This is a genomic window from Bacillus sp. BB081 (assembly GCF_008368895.1).
Lineage (GTDB): Bacteria > Bacillota > Bacilli > Bacillales > Bacillaceae_G > Bacillus_A > Bacillus_A wiedmannii.
Genome location: NZ_QOZX01000094.1, coordinates 1 through 20,810 on the forward strand (window position 1 = coordinate 1; position 20,810 = coordinate 20,810).

Here is a 20,810-nt window from a genome sequence, read left to right on the forward strand (position 1 = left end):
TTTAACATATTTTCGCCTTATCCCCTGAAATTGCCTATCCTTATATGAACTTGATTCAATTATATATAATTTATCCTGATAAATAAAAGGAAATACATTAGAACATCGCAGTCTCTCACTTTGTTTACATGCATCTCATGTAAGTTTAAGTTATAAAATAAAGTATGTCTTTTCTTTTGTATTCACACGTAGTTACACTCCAAGGTTGTATCATTTTAGAACTTGCTTAATAAATTCTGTTTTAGCTTTTGTGTAGGCTTCTCTATCTTGGTTAAATCTTTTAGCTAAATCTTGTTTAAGATTTGAATACTCATAAACTAATTGTGGATTTTCTCGTAAGCGGTTACGAAATAAAAGTTGTTGCTCCCATCTCTCAGTTCCTTTAACCATCAAATGCAGGTGTGCTACACGCCTATTATTCTTAACTTTCACAAAGAACCTTCTCCAAGGTCTTTCATCTAATTCTGGGCTTACATAATGCCAATTATATATGGCCAATTTCGCTGAAATATGTAGTACTCTATCAAATGAGTCTATTTCAGCCATTAAATCAATGATAGGTTTTGCTGGTAAACCAGGTATGGATGTACTTCCTATATGTATTACTTTGCTTATACCGAGAGGAGCAAGCAGTTCATATAGTTGCTGCTCTTCACATCGACCTTTATCTTGCCAATCAGGATTTGCATTAACTATCTCTACTGACTCATTCGCCCATACAGGCCAATCGTTCGGATTATCTTTCTTATCCATCCAAAGCATCCCCTTCACGAATTTTTTGCTGTATAAACAATCTTAAATTTCTTTATATACAACTACTGGATCATCAAAGTTATTATTCCGAAATATAACATCCGCACAACTTTTCGGATTATGCTCATCTATATACATCTTACAGGCCGCATGATATCTGGTTAAAAACATTTTCTCTGCTTCTTCATAACTTCCAAAAGCCTCCGTCTCACGCTTTGCGCCACGTTTTCTCGCAATCTCAAAATCTGTATCTACAAAGATTTTGTAATCAAATAAATGCTCAACTTCTTTTTTCAATAGAAACGTTCCATCTACTATTAATATCATATTTTGCGTGGCCACTAATGGCTCATTATGTACAGGCATATCCGTTTTTAAATTATGAGAACTCGTTTCATATTTTAAATTCCCGTTTGGTCCTAAAGGCTTTAATAATCTTTCTTTAAAAGCTGTATAATCGTGTGCATCTTCGTAATACCCTCTTGCAGATTCTTTTCCTTTTGCATAGCGAACCGCTCTCGGATTATGAAAATCATCAATGCTGGCGCGTGTTACTGGTAACCCTCGTTTTTTTATTTCTTCCGCTAGTTCATTTGCAAATGTTGTTTTTCCTGAAGCTGTAATACCACTTACTCCAACTCTTGTTGGATGGGTTAAGTTTAATTTTAAAATATGATCAGCAATTTCTTTCATGCGTTGTATTCGATTCATGATATTTCCTCCTACAATTAGTTTACATAACATAATTACAGGTAACAATTCATGTCACTATTCGTCGGTAATTCGATATCCTTTGTCGAATCGTCGATATATCGAAAAAATCGTTGATATATTTTAAGTTACGATAGATATATTTGAAAAATCGTTGATATATTATGATTGGCTTACTTCCCCTTAAACCCTCGATACAATGCAGTCCGTAACTCTTGTTTGTATTCCTCGATTTCGGGCATTTCTAGTTCTTCAGCTAACCGAATTGCCAATTCAATATCATACGGTACACGTACGAGTTGAATAGAAAAGCTCGCTGCTTCTTTTTCATTGAACGTTCCTTCAAATATTAAATAGGACGCTTGTGTAATTTCAAGAGGATTACCTACACTACCAGCATTACATAACGTTTTCCCTCTGAAATTTTGAACGAACGCTTGGTGAACGTCACCGTAGCAAACGACATCGGGTTTTCTTTCCCCTTCTATATTCTCTGTGAGCTCACTATTTTCGAACATACTAATACGCTCTTCTCTTGAGGCATGTGGTTGAATTCTTTCATATAAACTTCTCGGTGAAGCGTGGAACATACGAATCAGTTTGCCGCTCATAAAAAATTCGATTGAAAATGGTAAGCTTCTTAAATAGTCATTTTGTTCTTCCAATAGTTGTTTTTGATGCCATTTTAATGCTTCAAATTCAGTCGGTTTTGTAATGAAATCATCCCAGTTCCCCATTACAACTCCTTCACATTCTTTACGAATGATTTCAATTACTTCACTTGAATGAGGACCTTTTCCGACTAAATCTCCAAGACAAATAATGCGCTCAATTCCTCTTACTTTAATATCTTTCAGTACAGATTCTAAAGCTGGAATATTACCGTGAATATCTGAAATTACCGCTATTTTATCCATATGAATCCCTCCATTACTTATTGTTTATTATATCCTCATGTTGTGATTGATACCATTTTGGAATATAGGATGAAAAATTGTTATGATCTTCGATAATTCGGTTTAATCTCTCTTTCATATCATTTACTAAATGTGGCGTGCTTCGGTTTGTCCATACGATATCAGCTGGGAATGTCATTGCTGCATATAATGAATACAGTTGCCAAAAATGAAGTGACGGTTCTCCCCCGCAATAACCATGAACTTGTCCAACCGCAAATGGTTTGCTTATTCTTGTAGTAAAAATCGCTACGTTATAGAAATCGTGTATTGGATCGCCAAAATCATATCCACCAAAATCGATAACGATAAACTCCTTATTATGAATCATACTATTTGCTGGATGGAAGTCATCGTGTAAAAATGTGATTGGGCGATTTTTCAATAATTGTTTATGCTCCCCTACAAAACTTAATACTGGCTTCAAATCAAGGAAGTCTATTTCATAGTTTGCTAACGCTTCTACATATCTTTCGTATTTATTCCATCGAACCGCTTCCCATTTATTACTTGCACTTTCTCTTCCAATTGAGTGGATCCTCTTTAATACTTCCCCTGCTTTTCTCCCTGCATTATACTGTTCTTCCACCGATAGCTTCCCTAAACCTTCTTCACCATTTACACCTTGTGCCCATTCAAATACTTGAACACATTTATTTAAATCCTCAAGTTTTATAAAATGAATTAACTTGGGCGTTGGAATATGTAATAACTCTAATTGTTTCATATACATATATTCTTCTTGTTTACGTTCAAAATGAACAGCATCACATACTTTTACAAAATAAGTTTCTTGGTTCTTTAATTCAATTTTATATTTCTCTTCATGTGAAAAACCTTTTGAAATAGCTGTACACTTTACAATACGAGGCCATTCTAATTTTCTCTCTATCTCTCTAAGCATTTCCTTCACAACGTTCACCTCTATCAATATATGTACAAACTACCTAGCACTTCATACTCTCGTATATTTTCACCTTTAAACTCCACTGCAAATGGATATTCACCATGATTCTTCAAACGTTCTAGTACTAACCCTTCTCCTATTGGTTCACAAAACTGCACATGAACGTCACCAAACGATACACTTTGACACTCCGCATTCCATTCTTCCTTTTGAACGACTTGGCTTGCAGTTAGCCCCATGACTTCTTTCCATTTCCGTACTGTTTCTCGAACGTTTTTCACTGCGTAATGAATCGTTTCAATTTGTTGTACTTTGTTTTTATGTTCAGTGATCGTCCCTATGTTACGTAAATCGTTTCTTCTTTCTTCGTCCGTTTCATTCCATTGTATAAAGAAAGGTAATTTCGGTCCGTTCTCTTCTTGCTTTATAAATAACATTTTCCATTCTAAAAGGCGGCCATCTTTTCTCATACGTTTCCCTTCAAATGGTCCTATCGTATGTAAACCGTGCTTACTAAAATTATTTGCTAGGTCTTCAATTGCATCTGTTCGAATTGCGATTTGTAGCATTCCTTCTCCGTCTTGTAATTTTACTACTGTTTCTTGTACTAATGGATTGTCTGCTTTCTTCGCTTTTTCTTCATGCTGAACTGCTAAAAATTCTATATATGATAAATCAAAATAACATAAACTATTCCAAGTACCCCAAGTAATATGATCTCCGCCTAGTGCAGTATGAAATCCACGCTCCTGCATTTGTTTTGCCGCTTCTTCCGGTGTACCATGTACTGCGTGTGCGAGATGATCAAATCGTAACATGTCTTTCTCCCCTTTCTCTCCATCCTTTTATTGTATATTTTATTTTTCTTTCATTCAATTTAAAAAACTTTAAAACCTAGTTGATTTATACGATTAATATGTATTATAATGAAACAAATTTAATTATTGCTGATTGGAAAAACCAAAGGCACTTTTCTCATACGGGAAAAGTGCTTTTTTCATTTATTATTACAGGGGGATTATTTATGCAGAAATTAATTGTCTTTGCTATTATTGGATTTTTCGCTCAATTGATTGATGGTGCGCTTGGAATGGCGTACGGGGTAACATCTACCTCACTATTATTAATGTTTGGTATCGCACCGGCTGTAGCTTCCGCATCTGTTCACTTAGCTGAAGTCGTTACAACAGCCGCTTCTGGTGCATCTCACATCAAATTTGGAAACGTTGATAAATATACCGTTTCCAGGCTTACATTACCAGGAGCAATTGGCGCATTTATTGGGGCATGTTTTTTAAGCAATTTACCTGGTGATGTAATTAAACCGTACATTTCCGTATTTTTATTTACTTTAGGGGTTTATATTTTATTACGATTCCTCATTCAAAAACAAATTGTTACTTCAAAAAAACGTATGTCTGCTAAACAACTTGTTCCGCTTGGCTTATTCGCTGGATTCGTTGATTCAACTGGTGGTGGTGGCTGGGGTCCGATTACGACACCTGTGCTTCTAGCAAGAGGAAATGAAGCTAGAAAAGTTATTGGATCTGTAGATACGAGCGAATTTCCTGTTTCACTCGCTGCAACAATTGGGTTTTTCATTTCACTTGGTTGGGAACAAGTAAGCTGGGTTTGGGTATTTTCTCTCATGCTCGGTGGTATCGTTGCGGCACCAATCGCTGCATGGCTAGTACGTATCGTTCCAGCACATTTACTTGGCGTATTAGTTGGTGGCCTTATTATCTTTACAAACATTCGTACATTGCTTACTACATTTAAAGTTGATCCAACTATTATTTCACTTTCTTACGTGGCAGTTGGTCTTGTCGTTATTATTTCTATTTTCATTGCTGTTCGTAATCATTCCAAGCGTTCTAACGCATCGACAGCCGGATATCCGAATGATCAAAAACAAATGCTACCATAACGATAAAAATACCGCCCGATTTACCTCGAGCGGTATTTTTTATTTTTCTATTTTCCAGTTAATCATCGTTTCTGTAGTGCCAATTCTCTTCATATGTAATTTCTCTAATACCCGAATCGAGCTATTATTCTCAAGAAGTGTCTCTGCAATAATCGTTTCTACCTCTCCTGTTTGAAAAGCCCAATTTATTAGTTCTCTTACAGCTTCTGTCGCATACCCTTTATTCCAATATTTCTCAATAAATCCGTAACCAATTTCTACTGTATGTTCTTCATTTGGTTTCCCTTTAAACCCAATATCACCTAGAACGATGTCATCTTCTTTGCGAATGACATACCACGCACCCCAAGGTAATACATTCTCATCTTTTTTTACATTTTCTACATGCCCTACAATATGTGGACCACTATTATATCCTTGCTCGTTAGCAACGTACATACTCTCTTCTGTGCACGGCACTATATAGAGCCTTTCTGTTTTTAATTGCATGTTAATTTCCCCTTTTCAATTAAACAATACCTCAATTTTATCAGAAATAAAAAGAATATTCATTCTATTTATCAGATTTATACTTATTCTTTGAAATGAATTTAAGGAATAATCCTCTTTTGATAGTTATGTCGAATTATATTTTCTGAATTTTCTTTTATTTTTAAAGGGTTTTTCAATATTTTTTGCGAAACATTTGTATAACAATTTCTTTCTTTATTTTTTGTTACATAACAGTAGGTTCGGGTGGAGTTTTGCAAGCGTTTCCTATACAATAACCGATATTTTTTGACTTTTCCTAACAAAATATCTTGCAATATATTCAGAAAGTCATTACAATTGCCATATATTAAAAATCTTAGCAATATATCAAATCCTCATCAATCCGATGAGGTAGAGGTTGCGACTTTTATGAGTAAAACGGACGAGACACAGAGAATGTCACCAACTCCGTTTGAAAGGAAAAGTTGCCGAAGTTTATATTTCTTCTCTGGAAATATGAGCTGGGGCTGTCTCCGAAAGGAACAGAACTGTCACGTTTACAAAATTACCGTGTAAACGTGGGGTGCTATCTTAACGGAAGGGTATGATGGGGTGGTTATTTGTGAAACGTTCCGCCAAATTCCTTTGGCGGTTTTTTGTATTTTTCTCCCCCGTTCCTTCCTATCTTACAAGAAAAGGAGTGTTGAACATGAATAGCGCAACGAATCAAGCTACCTCTAAAACGCAAACTACACAAGGACAAGGTGAATTAAAACGCGGATTAAAATCTCGTCACCTTACGATGATTTCTCTCGGTGGTACAATCGGTACCGGACTATTTCTTGCCAGCGGTGGTGTCATCCATTCAGCTGGGCCTGGTGGTGCATTAGTTGCATACGCCGCAATTGGAATTATGGTTTACTTTTTAATGACAAGCTTAGCTGAACTCGCAGCTTACATGCCTGTTACTGGATCTTTTAGTACTTATGCAACAAAATTTGTTGATCCGTCCCTTGGCTTTGCACTTGGATGGAACTATTGGTATAACTGGGCCATTACAATTGCTGCTGAACTCGCTGCTGTAACATTAATTATGAAATTTTGGTTCCCAGATACCCCTTCTCTTATTTGGAGTGGATTATGTTTAGCTATTATTTTCCTTTTAAACTATTTATCTGTTAAAGGGTTTGGTGAATCTGAATATTGGTTCGCACTTATTAAAGTAGTTACTATTATTATCTTTTTAATTGTCGGCTTCATGATGATTTTCGGAATTATGGGCGGCGAATCTGTTGGCTTTAAAAACTTCACTGTTGCAGATGCACCATTTAATGGCGGCATTATGGCAATTATCGGTGTATTTATGGCTGCTGGGTTCTCCTTCCAAGGAACTGAATTATTAGGAGTAGCCGCTGGTGAAACTGCTGATCCAGAGCGCAACATTCCAAAAGCAATTCGCTCAATCTTTTGGCGTATTCTTTTATTCTATATCCTTGCGATTCTCGTTATCGGTTTATTAATTCCTTATACAACTGAAAGCCTTGCCGCAAGTGATGTTACAGTAAGTCCATTTACACTTATTTTTGAAAAAGCAGGCGTTGCCTTTGCTGCTTCTGTTATGAACGCTGTTATTTTAACGGCAGTACTGTCTGCTGGTAACTCTGGTATGTATGCATCAACTCGTATGCTTTGGGACTTAGCTCGCCAAGGAAAAGCACCGAAGTTTCTTGGTAAATTAGATAGCCGCGGTGTACCTGTTAACGCATTAATCGTAACATCGATTGTCGGTAGTATCGCTTTCATTGCTTCTTTATTCGGTGACGGTGTTGTATACATTTGGTTATTAAACGCATCTGGAATGTCTGGCTTTATCGCATGGGTCGGAATTGCAATTAGTCATTACCGTTTCCGTAAAGCATATATCGCTCAAGGTAAAGATTTAAAAGACTTACCATATAGAGCAAAATGGTTCCCGTTCGGTCCAATCTTCGCATTTGCACTTTGTGTCATCGTAATTTTAGGACAAAACTACGGCGCATTTATGGGCGAAGCAATCGATTGGAACGGTGTACTCGTTTCTTACATCGGTTTACCACTCTTCTTAGTACTATGGTTAGGATATAAATTTACGAAGAAAACAAAAGTGATCCCACTTGATAAATGTGAATTAAAATAAAATGAAACGAGCAAACAAATATGTTTGCTCGTTTTTTATTCCAATGCTTCTCCCTTCCCTATTGCTCCTGTTTTTGCAATAATAAAGGAAATATACATAAAGGTTGGGATACCATGAACATTCGCATTACTGATGAAGCAAAAGCAGCTATACATAGATTAGAACGTGAAGACAAAAAAATCATTCGCATTAGAGGAACAATGACAAACTCTTGCAGTATTTTCGTTGATGTTGATTTAATTTGGGATACATATGATGCAGATGATGTTGTATATGAAGATGCTGATTTTATTGTACAAATGGATTCATTTACGAAAGACTACACTGGTGATACGGTGACACTTGATTATAAAACGACAGGTTTTAGTATTACGACTCCGAGTGAGACTTTAGTTTATGGGTTGTCGATTAAAAAATAAAAATTATTTTCAGCTTACAAATGAGGTGAAAAAATGGGTAATTATGTTCCGTTAAAATTTTTATTTAATGAAGAATTAGCAGAAATAATGGCTGATTCTATTTGTAAACACGATCCTACTTTCTCTAAAAGAAACTTCGTATCTTCCGTAACATGTAAAGTTGAAAATTTTGAGTTAAAGCAACGTATAGAAGTAATAGCAGATGAATTACACGATGCATTACAAAAAGATTTTAATGCAGCAATACATATTTTACTGAAAACATTGGGGCCAGAAAACACAACAGAAGTAGGCACATTTACAAACGGATATATGTACATGCCTATTGCAAAATACGTTGAAAAATATGGGCTTAACGATTTTGAAACTTCATTCAACGCAATGTATGAAATAACAAAAAGGAATACTGCTGAATATGCCATTCGGCCTTTTCTTGAAACATACCATGAAGACACACTAGGCATATTACAACAGTGGATTCATGATGAAAACAGCCATATTAGAAGATTAGTTTCCGAAGGTACAAGACCAAGACTTCCTTGGGCTAAAAAAATAGGAGCTCTGAAAGGTGACTTTAAGAACAATTTACAGCTTCTTGAGCCATTAATGAATGATCCGTCTAAATATGTCCAAAAATCAGTAGCCAATCATATTAACGATATTACGAAAGAAGATAAAGAACTCGTTTTTCAATGGTTACAACAATTACGCGATAAACAGCATCCTGTTAACCTTTGGATTATAAAACATGGGTTACGAACGGTTATTAAAAATGGTACTTTGCCAAAAGATTTTTCTTTTTGAGTATTTTAAACAAAACCGCTTATGCTTCAAAAATGAAGTATAAGCGGTTTTTCCTTTTGAATAAAGCAATAATAAACGTAAAAAGTGCTTTAAAATTCTTCTTTATACCTTTATTTTACTAGCTCTTCTATGTTATCATTTTTCTTGATTTTTTCTGATGATAGCCAGAGTGAGTAACTTGTTCCATCCTTGTTCCTTAAAAATATGTTAAATTCCTTATTATATAGTTCTTCTTTAAGAATAGTGACTACCTTTCTCAAATCCTCTATTACATAGGAATCATTTCTATATTTTATCTCACTGTCATTGAAAACTAAAGTCAATTCATACTCTAGACAGTTGCCGTCTTTCGGGTGTGAACAAGTAATACCTTCAATTACAAAACGATCATTTTGAATTTCATTTAACCTTTCGCCTACTTTTGTTTCAGTTTGAATCAAATATGTCCAATAACCTCTTACAGTGTTTTTCATTGTTAAAAGCAGTTCTTCTTTCGTTATAGCTTTTTGCACATTATCAAAAGGTAAGCCTATAGATTCACCATTATGATCCTCAATTTCAAGTTTTGTTATCTTTTTATTACTCTTCTGAACGAATTGGAATAGAGCATATAAACGATCTAATTCTTTTGATTCAAATTGACTGTAATCAATCTTGTCACTCGTTTTTAAAGTTAATAATAACTTATCAGTTGGTTTCTCCTCTATATAATCATCATCCACTATATATTGAAAAACATTTTTATTTTCAGGTTCCACGTAACCTAATTTTTTAATTTCTTCTAGCATTGGTTTGAATTTCTTATATTCCTCATATGTTTTTTTCCCGTATTGATATTCATCACCTTTTATTCTTGAATATAAGATGCCATCTACTTCTACTCTAAATTGAATATTTTTGTTATTTTTCGCTTGAACAGTATGATATGTATGTCCCATATTCCCTTCATTTATACCACCCCAACCTGTTACAATCACATCCATTCCGTGCTTTTTTTTTACATATTTTTTCACCTGATCTTCATCTTCATAATTACAACCACTTAAACATAAGAAACATAACAATAGCAACATTACATTTTTCATTCTTTTCATATAGCACCTTGCCCTCTTCCTTGCATAAGAAATGTTCGCTAATTAAAGACTGTATAAAAAAGAGAATAATAACACCTATACATTATTATTCTCTTTTTTATAGAAACGGGTCGAATCGCAGGCAATAACCCATCCTATAACGATTAATGTTACAGATAATAACTTAAGGCCCGTCTTATATATATAATCCAAATCTTTAAGGTAAACAAAGGATATTACTCCTAATACAGCACCCACTATCCCTAGAATCAAACCCTTATACTTTTGTAAAAACATCTTATTCCCCCTTTCGTACAAACAAAATATTCCATATATAAACAATACTAAATTATGGAATATTTTCAAAGAATAAAATTTTTATATTCAGTATATATATCAATTTCTTATATTAATAAAAAACATCCTCATAGATAAGTAAATCTAAAGGGAGTGAACGGTTCCATTTTTTTATAAACAGTACGACTTTATTGTTATGTAACAGAAATGTGAAATATCATATTTCACAAAATATCTTGGCACAATGCAGTTTCACTATATACCCCATCCAAAATTTAGTTGTACTCTCACCTTGCCTAATAACTTCAAAGGATTTCTACTCGATTATCCCGAATATATAAATAATCATTCTCACAAGGAGCGAATTTATATGAATCTATTCGAACATGAATCGTAAAACCGTTCCATTTTAATAAGAGGTCCTCCTTTTTTCTTTTCTCATCATATCATTTACTTACAAAATAGGAGGACATAATTATGAAACGTGATCCATTATTTTTAACTTTATTAGAAAGTGCTAATACAAATTTTAGCGGCTGGGATTTTTCTTACATTTCAGAAACAGGTCGAATGAAGAGTGAGCCTTTATCGTGGTCGTACGGCAGCACTGCTTTTCAACTTATGCAGTATACAGAATCAATGCTCGATATGGGTACTGGCGGTGGAGAGTTTTTATCTATGTTACAACCGTTCTCGTCAACTATTTATGCTACTGAGGGCTACGCTCCAAACGTGCCAATTGCTCGGAAGAAATTAGAGCCTTTAGGGGTTACTGTTGTAGAAGTGATTGACGATACTGCTTTACTATTTCAAGATGGTCAGTTTGATTTAATCATAAATCAGCATGAATCATATGCTGCCTCTGAGGTAAACAGAATCCTTTCTCCAAATGGAATTTTCCTTACACAACAAGTTGGTGGTCTCGATTGTGCGAAACTAAATGAGCAGTTTAACGCACCGCTAAATAGCGAATTTGCAAGTTGGTCGCTCGAAGCGGCTTGTATTGAGTTAACGCAAAATGGATTTACTATTTTAGAAGCAAAAGAAGAGTTCCCTTTTCAACGCTTTTACGACATTGGCGCTATCGTCTATTATTTAAAAGCAGTTCCGTGGCAAATTCCTGATTTTACTGTCGAAGGTTACTATGAGGAATTATATCGTATACATGAGATCATCTTGCAAAAAGGATATTTTGATGTGAAGCAACATCGTTTTATGATTAAAGCGATTCGCGGTTAATCATGGAGCATATGAAAAAGAGATGGATCTACCATCTCTTTTTTTATTTTCACTCAATATTTTCTATATTTAAACACTTCGTTTCACAGTAATAGCCTTTGCCACCAACATAAACTTTTTCTATTTTATTGTTGCTATCGGTTGCTAATTTAACTAATATTTCGGAAGGCGAATGTAAAGAATAACCTTGTTCAAATACATAGACTTCTTTTTGTAAGTAGCGCTGTTCATAAAGGTAGCAAGCTAATGCACCGTTTGAAGTTCCAGTCGCTGCTTCTTCATTGATGTCGTATAGCGGAGCAAAGTTTCTGCATATAATTCGATTGTCATTAAAAGTATATAGATGCATCCCGACAACATTATAATACTTGCTGATTTCTTTAATTTTTTCAAAATTAGGTTGCATTGTATGTAATTGTGTTTCGCTTTTTATAGGAATTAAAATATCTTTTAAGCCCGTGGAGACAATTTGAATTGGGTATGTATTGTCTATATCTTTAATGTCAAAGCAATCGATAAACTCATTTGGAGATATAACATCATAGAATATCGGTTCGTTTTGTTCCATGAATATGATGTCATCTTTTATGGTAATAGTAAGAACACCGCTGTTCGTTTCAATCGTATAGCGATTCTTGAAAAGTTTATTTACATGCATCAGTATCGCGAAAGAGCCAATTGTGGCATGACCACATAAATCAACTTCCTCTTTTGGTGTAAAATACTCAAATTTATAATCAGCAATTTCGGACTCTGATATAAATGCAGTTTCCGCATAGCCCAGTTGTTTGGCTATTGCCATTTTTTGAGTAGTGGTCAATGTATTCTCCATAAATACCACTCCTGCTTTATTTCCGCCTTTATGATCCTTGCTAAATGCACTTGCAACATAAACAGATATTTTCATAAGACACCTTCCTTCCTCACTTATAGTAAATTGTAGCATAGAACGTACTACATATATATATTGTTGGATAAATTTTCTATAAAGCAAGAGACAAACTATTTTTTTAGTATCTGAACTCTCCAAAAATAGTTTGTAGCGGCCTCTAGTTCGTTAAGTAAGTTCGCTTCTCGCAATCGCATCAGCTAATGTAATAAGTTGCTCGTGCGTTATCTTTCCGGCTAACTTTTCTTTTATAACTTTTTCCATTTCTTTTGTAATGGTCATACCTTCTATTTCTAGGCTCGCTTTAGCTGCCTCGAAAGCTTTATTCAGTTCTTCCTCGCTTTTGAATGCCATAATTTAAGTTATCTCCTTCACATCATTTTCATTTCCTTTTCTAATGAAGCAAATTGTGTACTTATACATACGTCCATTTCCTTCCCTTTACACATGAGTTATTTAGCTTATTTTTAAGTAAAAACACTCGCCTTACAATTCCTTATCACATAATATATAGTACAACTTTCATACGTAAGCACTTTACGTAAAGCGAAAGAATCCTTTTTAGAAAGGAGAATTAACATCGATACTATAAGCAATGAATTTCTAAAACTTTATTACGACAGCAACGTTTGGTTACATGATACACACTGGCTCGGGGTCCCCATTTTCAAACTTCCCTCTGATCTTTTTTTGTATCAAGAAATTATTTACGAATTAAAACCCGATTTAATTATTGAATGTGGCACTTGTTATGGTGGTAGCGCATTGTATTTAGCTTCTATATTAGATTTAATTGGAAAGGGTCACGTTGTTACTATTGATATATTCCCTCAACCAAATCGTCCATCCCATGACCGAATTACGTATGTAACAGCTTCTTCTGTTTCTGTACATGCCGTTCAAACTATATTAAATATGCGCAAACCTGATGATGTGATTTTAGTTATTTTAGATTCTGATCATAGTAAAGAGCATGTATCAAAAGAACTTTTACTTTATAAATCTATCGTTACTACTGGTAGTTATATTATTGTAGAGGATACATCTATTAATGGAAATCCTGTTTCTCCCGATTGGGGCCCCGGCCCAATGGAAGCTGTAGAAGAGTTTTTAGCTAAAAACAACAACTTCATAATTGATGAATCTAAACATAAGTTTTTCATTTCATTTAATCCAAAAGGTTTTTTAAAGAAGATAAAGTGAAACTTTAATAAGTGGGGTTTTGTATAACCCCACTTATTCTATAATCTTCATTTTTGAAAAAGGATAATATACAAATTCCACTTTGCCTATTATATTATCTTCTTCAATATATCCTAAGCCATTTCGACTATCTCTACTAAGTTCACGGTTATCTCCCATTACAAATAATTTATTTGGCGGGATTTTCGTCTTTTGAAAGTTATAAAACACTTGCGTATTATTGAATAAATCTTTATTTGTATACGGTTCTTCTTGCTTTTTATCATTCAAATATACTGATCCATTCTTTATGTTAATTACGTCACCAGGAAGTCCTATTACTCGTTTTACATAATATTTCGACTCATCCTCTTCCTTTATAATGACAATTTCTCCGTGCTCTAAATTTGAAAAATATACTGCTGCTTTATTTACAAATACGTAGTCTTCTTCATATAAAGTCGGTTGCATCGATTTCCCTTCCACTTTACATAAAGTAAAAGAATGATAGGCTACTACCAAAACAAACACGAAGAGTATGTATTTCCCCCAGCCTCTTTTAATCTCCTGTTTCATATCCATTCCCACCTTATTTAAACGCTTTTTAACTCAAAAAATATATCACTGCACAATATGTCTCCATGCAGTGATACTATTTTTACTGGGCCTTGTTCGGCTGTTCTACTGGGACTGGATTTCCACCCGCTCTTTTCGTTTTCAATTCAAAATACGCATCCAAAATCTCTTTACCAATCGCGGAATTAATTCCTGATTTGTCATCATTCACCCAAGGTACAACAACTGAAAAAGCTACTTCTGGATCAGCATCATATGGTGCATAACCGGCAAGAGTTAAATTATAACATTTTTTCCGGTTATTGTTTTCATCTCTTCCAATATCACTTTCTCCACCGTATACAGTTTCAGCTGTTCCTGTTTTTCCAGCTGGTTTATATGGTAATCCTTTAAACGTTGCCGTACCTGTTCCGTCAGTTTCTTGAAAAACTCTTCTAAATCCTTCTTTTACATGATTAATGTATGAAGTGTCCATATCCACTCGATTTAAAATAACTGGTTCAATAGACCGAACAACTTTTCCAACATCCTCTGGTCTATGTGGTTGCTCTCTCACTTCTTGCACAATTTGTGGTTTCATTCGGTAGCCGCCGTTTGCAATTGTTGACATATATTGAGCAAGTTGAAGCGGCGTATATGTATCGTACTGTCCAATCGCGTAATCAAGTAAAAAACCAGGTATGTTATCCGTTCTACCCATTTGACCAATCGATTCATTCGGCAAGTCAATTCCAGTCGGTACCCCTAAGCCAAACTGTCTAAAGTAGTAGCGCATTTTATTAAATGTCTCTTTTTTAATATCTAACGGATTGTTTGGCACATAATTTATACCTGCCATTTTTAAAGCTGTATTAAACATATAAACGTTTGATGAAACTTGTAAAGCTCTTAAATCATCAATATCACCAAAGTCTTTCCACGATTTCTTTGGCTTAGTACTTCCTTTAAAATACATCGGTGCATCAAAGAAATGCGTATACGGCTTAATTGTGTCAGTTTGATATCCGGCTAATAACGTAGCCCCTTTCACAGTTGACCCTAATTCATAAGAACTTGTCATCGTTCCTAAAGCAAAGTCTTCTATTTGCATTCCGCCATCTTTATTTACAATTTTCTTTCCTGCCATTGATAAAATTTGGCCGTTTTTCGGGTTCATCATTACAACGAACGCGCGATCCATCATCGGCTCTGCAGAATGAAATGCTCGTAAATTCTTTTCAAGACTTTCCTCTACTTTTTTCTGTAACTCCATATCTACTGTTAACATTAAATTATTTCCACTTTTTCCTTCAGTCACTTTTTCTGTCCGAATAATATTTCCCGCTTTATCCGTAATATTTTTAGACTGTTCTTTCGTTCCATGTAATGCATCTTCGTACTGTTTCTCGATATAACTCTTACCAATGCGATCATTTCGGTTATAATCACGCACTAAATAATAATCTAACTGTTCTCTCGGCAAGCCCTCATTTTCAGTAGAAACGCTACCAAGTATGGAACGAAGTATTTTATCATTTGGGTATTCACGTTCCCAATCCACTGTCGTATCCACTCCTGGCAAACTTGCCAATCTTTCACTTACGATTGCATATTCATTTTGACTTACATCTTTTTTAACAATTTGCGGCGTCATTTTATATCCCGCATTCATCCTACTTTTAATTGCTAGTACTTCTAAGTCCTCTTTTGAAAGTTCGCTTAATTCTTCTTGCGTAATTCTTTCTCGGCGCAACTCTTCTACTTTTTTATCTAATTCTTTCCCTTCTATCTCTTGCTTCCTAAATTTACTCTCATCTTCTTTCGTCACTTTTTCTGCTGCTCGTTTTTCATTTAACTGCATCCAAAAATCTTTTTTATCTGTTTCTGTCAACTTATTTATATCTTCTGGCGACATTTCAATTAGCTGGGCTAAGTTTCTTGCTACTTGTAAAACTTCTTTCGAATCTGCTCCTTTCATTTTCGTATATGTAACGGTTCGTAGCGGTTTGTTATTTACAATCACTTGACCTACCCGATCAAACATTTTCCCTCTAGGAACAGGTGTGCTTACCGTTACATCTTCCTTTTTGTTCACTTCATTTCTATACGTTTCTCCATCAATGATTTGTACTTTACCTAATTGAATTATAATAGCTGAAAATAAAAGAAAGACGATAAAAAATAGTACATTTAATCGAAAAGGAATATGAGTCTTTTTCTTTTTCGATTGTTTCTTCTGCTCCTTTTTCTGTCTCATTTCGCTCCCTCGCTTCATTCTATTAACATTTCTACATAGAACCATTATGTATCAAATTTATTTATATGATATATATAGAATTTTATATTAATTACTAAAGAAATAAAAGATTTAATTTTCAGTTTTTTAATTTTATGTCCTATTTATTACCATTCCCTTATTAAGGAATAACATGAATGTTATTCTAAAAGAAAGAGTGTATACAATTGTTTTTTCATACCATTCATTTACATTTCTCTGTATACTAACAATAAAAGACATTACTAAGGAGAAAATGAAATGACAGATTCATTTACAATACATACTAATACGTCATATTGTTTAAACTTTATGATTTATATTCAAAATATTTATCTTAACCAACCAGAGAATAAAGAAAATTTGCGGTTTCCTTACATAGCAAGACAATTAAATTTTTCTAATGACTTTGAAGTGAATTTCAAAGAATTATGGCTTACTCTTCGCAAACAAATTACTGACGACAGATATGATTTACAAATTTTTTATGAGGAAAATAATATCTTTTACGAGAAGCTTTTTGACACTCAATTATGTAATGAGGAATCCTTTAAAGAAATACTTTGTAGTTTTAAAGTATGGTGGACTAGCATAGCAGGTCAACATTCATTAGAATGGTCTGTAAGTGAGTATAATACGCAACTTTATAATGACTTAGTTTTATACTTAAAGCAAAACGAAATAGAACCTTTACAACAGCTACATATTAACTTACTTTATGACGACTGTGTATTCGTTAAAAATAATACTACTTCTTACGCTGCTATTTTACCTACGAAACGCTTTTTTATTAATTATAGAGATGTGGTTACTACGTTATCGGAATGTTTTAAACAGTAATTACTCAAATAAAAAACTGAGGTGGATACCTCAGTTTTTCCGATAACTTATTTCATTGAAGATAGCCCTTCAACAAACTCACCAATCTTATTTTGAAAAACAAAATCAAAGTTATATTCTTGCCCTGTTAACTCTTCATTTACTAAAATGGTCGTTGCCCCTATTTCCCTCTTTGCGATTTGCGGGAATGAAGCGACGGGTTGTACTTTTAATGACGTTCCCATAACGATAAGTACATCTGTTTCATATAAACGTGTTATCGCATTTTGATATTGCGGCAATGTATCTCCGTATAAAACAACGTCTGGATTTAAAATGAAATTACACTTCCCGCAGCGAGGCACTTCATGATCAATCATATACTGCAAATCATATCCCGCTTTACACTTCGGACAATGTGCTGTTTGAAGTGTTCCATGTAAATCAATGACATGCTTACTACCGCCTAATTGATGTAAACCGTCAATATTTTGCGTTAAAATCGTAATGTCTTTCCCTTGTTCTTCTAATTTAGCTAAAAAGCGATGGCCACGATTTGGTTTATATTGATGAAACGTATTAATTTGAAAGATTTCTTTATAATGCTTCCAAAATTCTTTCGGACTTCTATTATAATATCCTCTTGATAAATACATCTCCACATTCGCATCAGCATACAATCCATTTGCTGAACGGAAATCTGGGATACCACTTTCCGTACTTGCACCAGCGCCTGTTAACACTGTAATTTTCTTCGCTTTTTCTAAAATTAAACGTACTTCTTCAAATTGTTGCACAAAAATCACCTCTATGTATATTGCTATACTTATTATACCAGTTGTTTATAAGAGGTGTTGTACGATTCGGTGTATTTAATTCTTCTAAGTTAATTATCTTGTACTAACTATTTAACAAATTTACCAAGTAGCCATGATTAAATTAGAGCTTCGTAATCTTCTTTAAATTTTAGATTAAGACCTTTATTACTACTTTGAGCCTTTTCATATACGCTATCAAAGCCTGTCATATGCTGCAAGTCGAATCCAATAGTATCCCCAGAAAATAATTGTACATCCTTATATCGATTTGTCTTTGCCCCTATCATTAAATTCGGTGCCACAATAACAGCAGCAATTCTATTTTCAATAACACGTAACTTTAGCATTGTAATTGCTTTTTCTTGATCAATTTCTTCATCACAAAAGTATATAAACACTTCATGACTATCTCCTTCTCTTGGCGCACGATAGACACATGTACGGTCGTATAATTCATCGATGTTATACGCATGTATATGAATTCTTTCTTTCCCTTTTTGCACACTTAAAGAGTTTGCATATTCTTTCACAAGAGGCAACTCTGTATCAAATCCATTATTATTTAAAATACAGTCACCCTTTGTCTTACTAATCGTAAACTCTGTATATTCTTTATCACTATAATACGGATCATCATCAGTAATAAACGAATGCTGCTCTATATCAAATATACTGAAAGCATGTTCTTTACTTCCATCACCTTGTGTGAAGATGGGTTGTAATCGTTGCCCCGTATGATAAGCGATTCGGTCAGATTTTTGACTCAGTTTAGAATGATATGCCATTGTACATAATACACTGCCTTCCATCTCAATAGAGCGACCTTTTAATATATTTGTCCATTTAGACATTTTCACATTTCCACCTGTCAAGTTGATAAGAATGTCCATTCCCTCTTGTTCCAGACGCTCCATTAAAAGCGGGTAAAACATATCATGACAAATACACACCTGAATTTGCTTCCCATTTAGTATTATTGGTGTATACAGCTGCTGTAAGCACTCCTCATCATACTCCCCTTCAAAAGCTACTTTTTCAGCTGTTGAATGCTTAGCATATAACTTCCATTCCGTTTCTTCTTCGGTTGTCGGATTATAAAAATATGCTTCTTCTGTACCGAAATCGGAAGAAACGCCTATCAACACCGGGGTGTTACAGATAGTTGAGATACGTTTAGTCATTTCAATGCACTCAGTTACATCTTCATTGCCCAAAATAAATGCCTCGGGAAAAACAACTAAATCAACAGGATGTTCTAAAGTAATATCTATGATTTTGTCATAGATTTTTTCGTAGTTATATTTATTTTTACCGTCATAATATGGCTGCACCAATAAAAATTTCATGCCCGTTTCTTCACTCTTTAAATCCTCCGTACTTCGAAAGGTTACATTACGTAGCCCAAGGTGATATTGATATGTATCAAATACATGTTTTATCTCGTTCGAACCTACAAACCATCCAAACTGGTGATATCTAGATGCGTTGAGCAAACTACCAATTGCATGTTTTGAATTCGCTGTTTCTATTTCAATTCCAAGCAAAGGGTAGTACAACTCAGTTACTTTCTTTGTTTTAATAAAATATAGCAAAGGATGATGAACAACATCTGATTTTAAATGAATGGCTAATTGCATAAGAAAGTCTATAAACCCATCTGTGATTGTAAAACCTGCTGAAATATCTATCTTTGGTATATAATAATAGCTCTTATCAGTTTTAATTTGTTTTTGTTTAAATTTTACTGGTTCAACTGTGTAAGTAGGTGAAATAAGTCGTTGTTTTTCAAGTGAAAATAGCATTTTAAAATACTCTGGCTCTTTGTCTTCAGAAATTGACAAATTCGTATGAGCGAGTTCAGCTAATACCTTTTTATTTATCAGTTTAGACTTCGTCTCACCACCAGAACCGTTATCTCTCGTTATATGATCGTTCTTGAAATGAATTCTAGTTGGGCTAATTACATCTAAATTATCAAGCATCGAAGCATCGATAAAAACAATTTGATGATCGCCTATATTTTCGTGTACCGTTCTTGTAATCTTAACACCACGACGGTATGTATCTTTTTCTGTTGTAGCATTACTATTATCGACAATCATAAATCGATATTGGCATGGAGAGATTAGTAAATTACCAATATTCCCGATTTGATATTTAGATGAAGGTGTTGAACCTTCTATTTCAAATGTAGCAAAAGGCAAATATCTTCTTTCATATAGCTGAATACCTGGTAAGTCCTGAATGTTTAATTCAGTAACATCTAAAAACCATACAACATCGTATTTAGGTAAATAACCCCTACCGGAAAATTGGAACTCCTTTTCACTAAAAAAACCTAAATTCTCGCCAATTTTCTTAAGTTTCTCTTGAATTGATTTTGTAGAATCTTTCGCCATATTTACCCCTCATTCTTGTGAATTACACTGAGTGCTTAACCTAAAGTCAAATTCTCTATATTCTATTAGATAACTAATTCTCAAAGCATCAATATCAATTTCCTTATATAAATATATAATAATACTCATTTTTTGTAAAA

General features: G+C 34.2%; 21 protein-coding genes and 1 riboswitch. Of the genes, 7 read left to right on the top strand and 14 right to left on the bottom strand.

Going from position 1 to position 20,810, the window contains the following annotated elements:
• Window positions 1-210 precede the first annotated feature (210 nt).
• The 5 genes from DN394_RS26025 to DN394_RS26045 all read right to left on the bottom strand — a co-directional run bounded on the left by DN394_RS26025 (window position 211) and on the right by DN394_RS26045 (window position 4,145).
• The gene (locus DN394_RS26025; RefSeq protein WP_098209089.1) at window positions 211-753 is read right to left on the bottom strand and encodes a GrpB family protein; all 543 of its coding nucleotides are present in this window, start codon (window positions 751-753) and stop codon (window positions 211-213) included.
• A 42-nt stretch (window positions 754-795) separates the two neighbouring features.
• On the bottom strand, window positions 796-1,464 hold the full coding sequence (locus DN394_RS26030) for a nucleoside/nucleotide kinase family protein (RefSeq protein ID WP_098705378.1): 669 nt from the start codon (window positions 1,462-1,464) through the stop codon (window positions 796-798).
• Window positions 1,465-1,637: 173 nt separating this feature from the next.
• A complete protein-coding gene (locus DN394_RS26035) occupies window positions 1,638-2,381 on the bottom strand; it encodes a metallophosphoesterase family protein (protein ID WP_098209087.1) in 744 nt (247 codons plus the stop codon).
• Window positions 2,382-2,394: 13 nt separating this feature from the next.
• Window positions 2,395-3,333 (bottom strand): aminoglycoside phosphotransferase family protein, encoded by a 939-nt coding sequence (locus DN394_RS26040; RefSeq protein ID WP_098128194.1) that lies wholly within the window; start codon window positions 3,331-3,333, stop codon window positions 2,395-2,397.
• Between the two features lie 14 nt (window positions 3,334-3,347).
• Window positions 3,348-4,145, bottom strand: coding sequence for a VOC family protein (locus DN394_RS26045; RefSeq protein WP_149294384.1), 798 nt, complete (start codon window positions 4,143-4,145; stop codon window positions 3,348-3,350).
• Window positions 4,146-4,243: 98 nt separating this feature from the next.
• On the opposite strand from DN394_RS26045, the gene DN394_RS26050 reads away from it, so the two are divergent.
• Window positions 4,244-5,254, top strand: coding sequence for a sulfite exporter TauE/SafE family protein (locus DN394_RS26050; protein WP_141520992.1), 1,011 nt, complete (start codon window positions 4,244-4,246; stop codon window positions 5,252-5,254).
• Between the two features lie 39 nt (window positions 5,255-5,293).
• Here DN394_RS26050 and DN394_RS26055 read toward each other — a convergent pair whose 3' ends face one another.
• On the bottom strand, window positions 5,294-5,743 hold the full coding sequence (locus tag DN394_RS26055; RefSeq protein WP_097915352.1) for a GNAT family N-acetyltransferase: 450 nt from the start codon (window positions 5,741-5,743) through the stop codon (window positions 5,294-5,296).
• A 386-nt stretch (window positions 5,744-6,129) separates the two neighbouring features.
• Window positions 6,130-6,322: riboswitch (Lysine riboswitch) on the top strand.
• A gap of 112 nt (window positions 6,323-6,434) precedes the next feature.
• Between DN394_RS26055 and DN394_RS26060 the strand changes: the two genes are divergently transcribed.
• From DN394_RS26060 to DN394_RS26070, 3 genes are all read left to right on the top strand, one after another.
• Entirely contained in the window at window positions 6,435-7,901 is a 1,467-nt protein-coding gene (locus DN394_RS26060) for an amino acid permease (protein ID WP_088063865.1), read from the top strand.
• A gap of 113 nt (window positions 7,902-8,014) precedes the next feature.
• Entirely contained in the window at window positions 8,015-8,320 is a 306-nt protein-coding gene (locus DN394_RS26065) for an iron-sulfur cluster biosynthesis family protein (RefSeq protein WP_001026173.1), read from the top strand.
• Between the two features lie 33 nt (window positions 8,321-8,353).
• Window positions 8,354-9,124: a DNA alkylation repair protein gene (locus DN394_RS26070; protein ID WP_097915348.1), complete on the top strand. Its 771-nt coding sequence runs from the start codon at window positions 8,354-8,356 to the stop codon at window positions 9,122-9,124.
• A gap of 110 nt (window positions 9,125-9,234) precedes the next feature.
• Here DN394_RS26070 and DN394_RS26075 read toward each other — a convergent pair whose 3' ends face one another.
• Together DN394_RS26075 and DN394_RS26080 are read right to left on the bottom strand one after the other, a co-directional pair.
• The gene (locus DN394_RS26075; RefSeq protein WP_098209083.1) at window positions 9,235-10,218 is read right to left on the bottom strand and encodes a hypothetical protein; all 984 of its coding nucleotides are present in this window, start codon (window positions 10,216-10,218) and stop codon (window positions 9,235-9,237) included.
• A 75-nt stretch (window positions 10,219-10,293) separates the two neighbouring features.
• Window positions 10,294-10,494, bottom strand: a complete 201-nt coding sequence (locus DN394_RS26080; RefSeq protein WP_046959839.1) for a hypothetical protein — start codon at window positions 10,492-10,494, stop codon at window positions 10,294-10,296.
• A gap of 477 nt (window positions 10,495-10,971) precedes the next feature.
• Here DN394_RS26080 and DN394_RS26085 point away from each other — a divergent pair, with 477 nt between their 5' ends.
• Window positions 10,972-11,733 (top strand): class I SAM-dependent methyltransferase, encoded by a 762-nt coding sequence (locus DN394_RS26085; RefSeq protein ID WP_046959840.1) that lies wholly within the window; start codon window positions 10,972-10,974, stop codon window positions 11,731-11,733.
• A 49-nt stretch (window positions 11,734-11,782) separates the two neighbouring features.
• Here the strand turns inward: DN394_RS26085 and DN394_RS26090 are convergent, their stop codons facing one another.
• Window positions 11,783-12,640, bottom strand: a complete 858-nt coding sequence (locus tag DN394_RS26090) for a PhzF family phenazine biosynthesis protein (protein ID WP_046959841.1) — start codon at window positions 12,638-12,640, stop codon at window positions 11,783-11,785.
• Between the two features lie 150 nt (window positions 12,641-12,790).
• A complete protein-coding gene (locus tag DN394_RS26095; RefSeq protein ID WP_075307765.1) occupies window positions 12,791-12,976 on the bottom strand; it encodes an antitoxin VbhA family protein in 186 nt (61 codons plus the stop codon).
• A gap of 225 nt (window positions 12,977-13,201) precedes the next feature.
• Here DN394_RS26095 and DN394_RS26100 point away from each other — a divergent pair, with 225 nt between their 5' ends.
• Entirely contained in the window at window positions 13,202-13,825 is a 624-nt protein-coding gene (locus tag DN394_RS26100) for a CmcI family methyltransferase (protein WP_033658741.1), read from the top strand.
• A 33-nt stretch (window positions 13,826-13,858) separates the two neighbouring features.
• On the opposite strand, the gene lepB is transcribed toward DN394_RS26100, so the two are convergent.
• Together lepB and DN394_RS26110 are read right to left on the bottom strand one after the other, a co-directional pair.
• Window positions 13,859-14,380: a signal peptidase I gene (gene lepB / locus DN394_RS26105; protein ID WP_098110301.1), complete on the bottom strand. Its 522-nt coding sequence runs from the start codon at window positions 14,378-14,380 to the stop codon at window positions 13,859-13,861.
• Window positions 14,381-14,462: 82 nt separating this feature from the next.
• Window positions 14,463-16,616 (bottom strand): peptidoglycan D,D-transpeptidase FtsI family protein, encoded by a 2,154-nt coding sequence (locus DN394_RS26110; RefSeq protein ID WP_098110302.1) that lies wholly within the window; start codon window positions 16,614-16,616, stop codon window positions 14,463-14,465.
• A 279-nt stretch (window positions 16,617-16,895) separates the two neighbouring features.
• On the opposite strand from DN394_RS26110, the gene DN394_RS26115 reads away from it, so the two are divergent.
• Window positions 16,896-17,474: a hypothetical protein gene (locus tag DN394_RS26115; RefSeq protein ID WP_097915336.1), complete on the top strand. Its 579-nt coding sequence runs from the start codon at window positions 16,896-16,898 to the stop codon at window positions 17,472-17,474.
• Between the two features lie 47 nt (window positions 17,475-17,521).
• Here DN394_RS26115 and DN394_RS26120 read toward each other — a convergent pair whose 3' ends face one another.
• A complete protein-coding gene (locus DN394_RS26120; protein ID WP_141498611.1) occupies window positions 17,522-18,250 on the bottom strand; it encodes an NAD-dependent protein deacylase in 729 nt (242 codons plus the stop codon).
• A 137-nt stretch (window positions 18,251-18,387) separates the two neighbouring features.
• Window positions 18,388-20,670 carry a nitrilase-related carbon-nitrogen hydrolase gene (locus DN394_RS26125; protein ID WP_098209082.1) on the bottom strand — a complete coding sequence of 761 codons (2,283 nt, stop codon included), beginning with the start codon at window positions 20,668-20,670 and terminating at the stop codon, window positions 18,388-18,390.
• Between the last annotated feature and the right edge of the window lie 140 nt (window positions 20,671-20,810).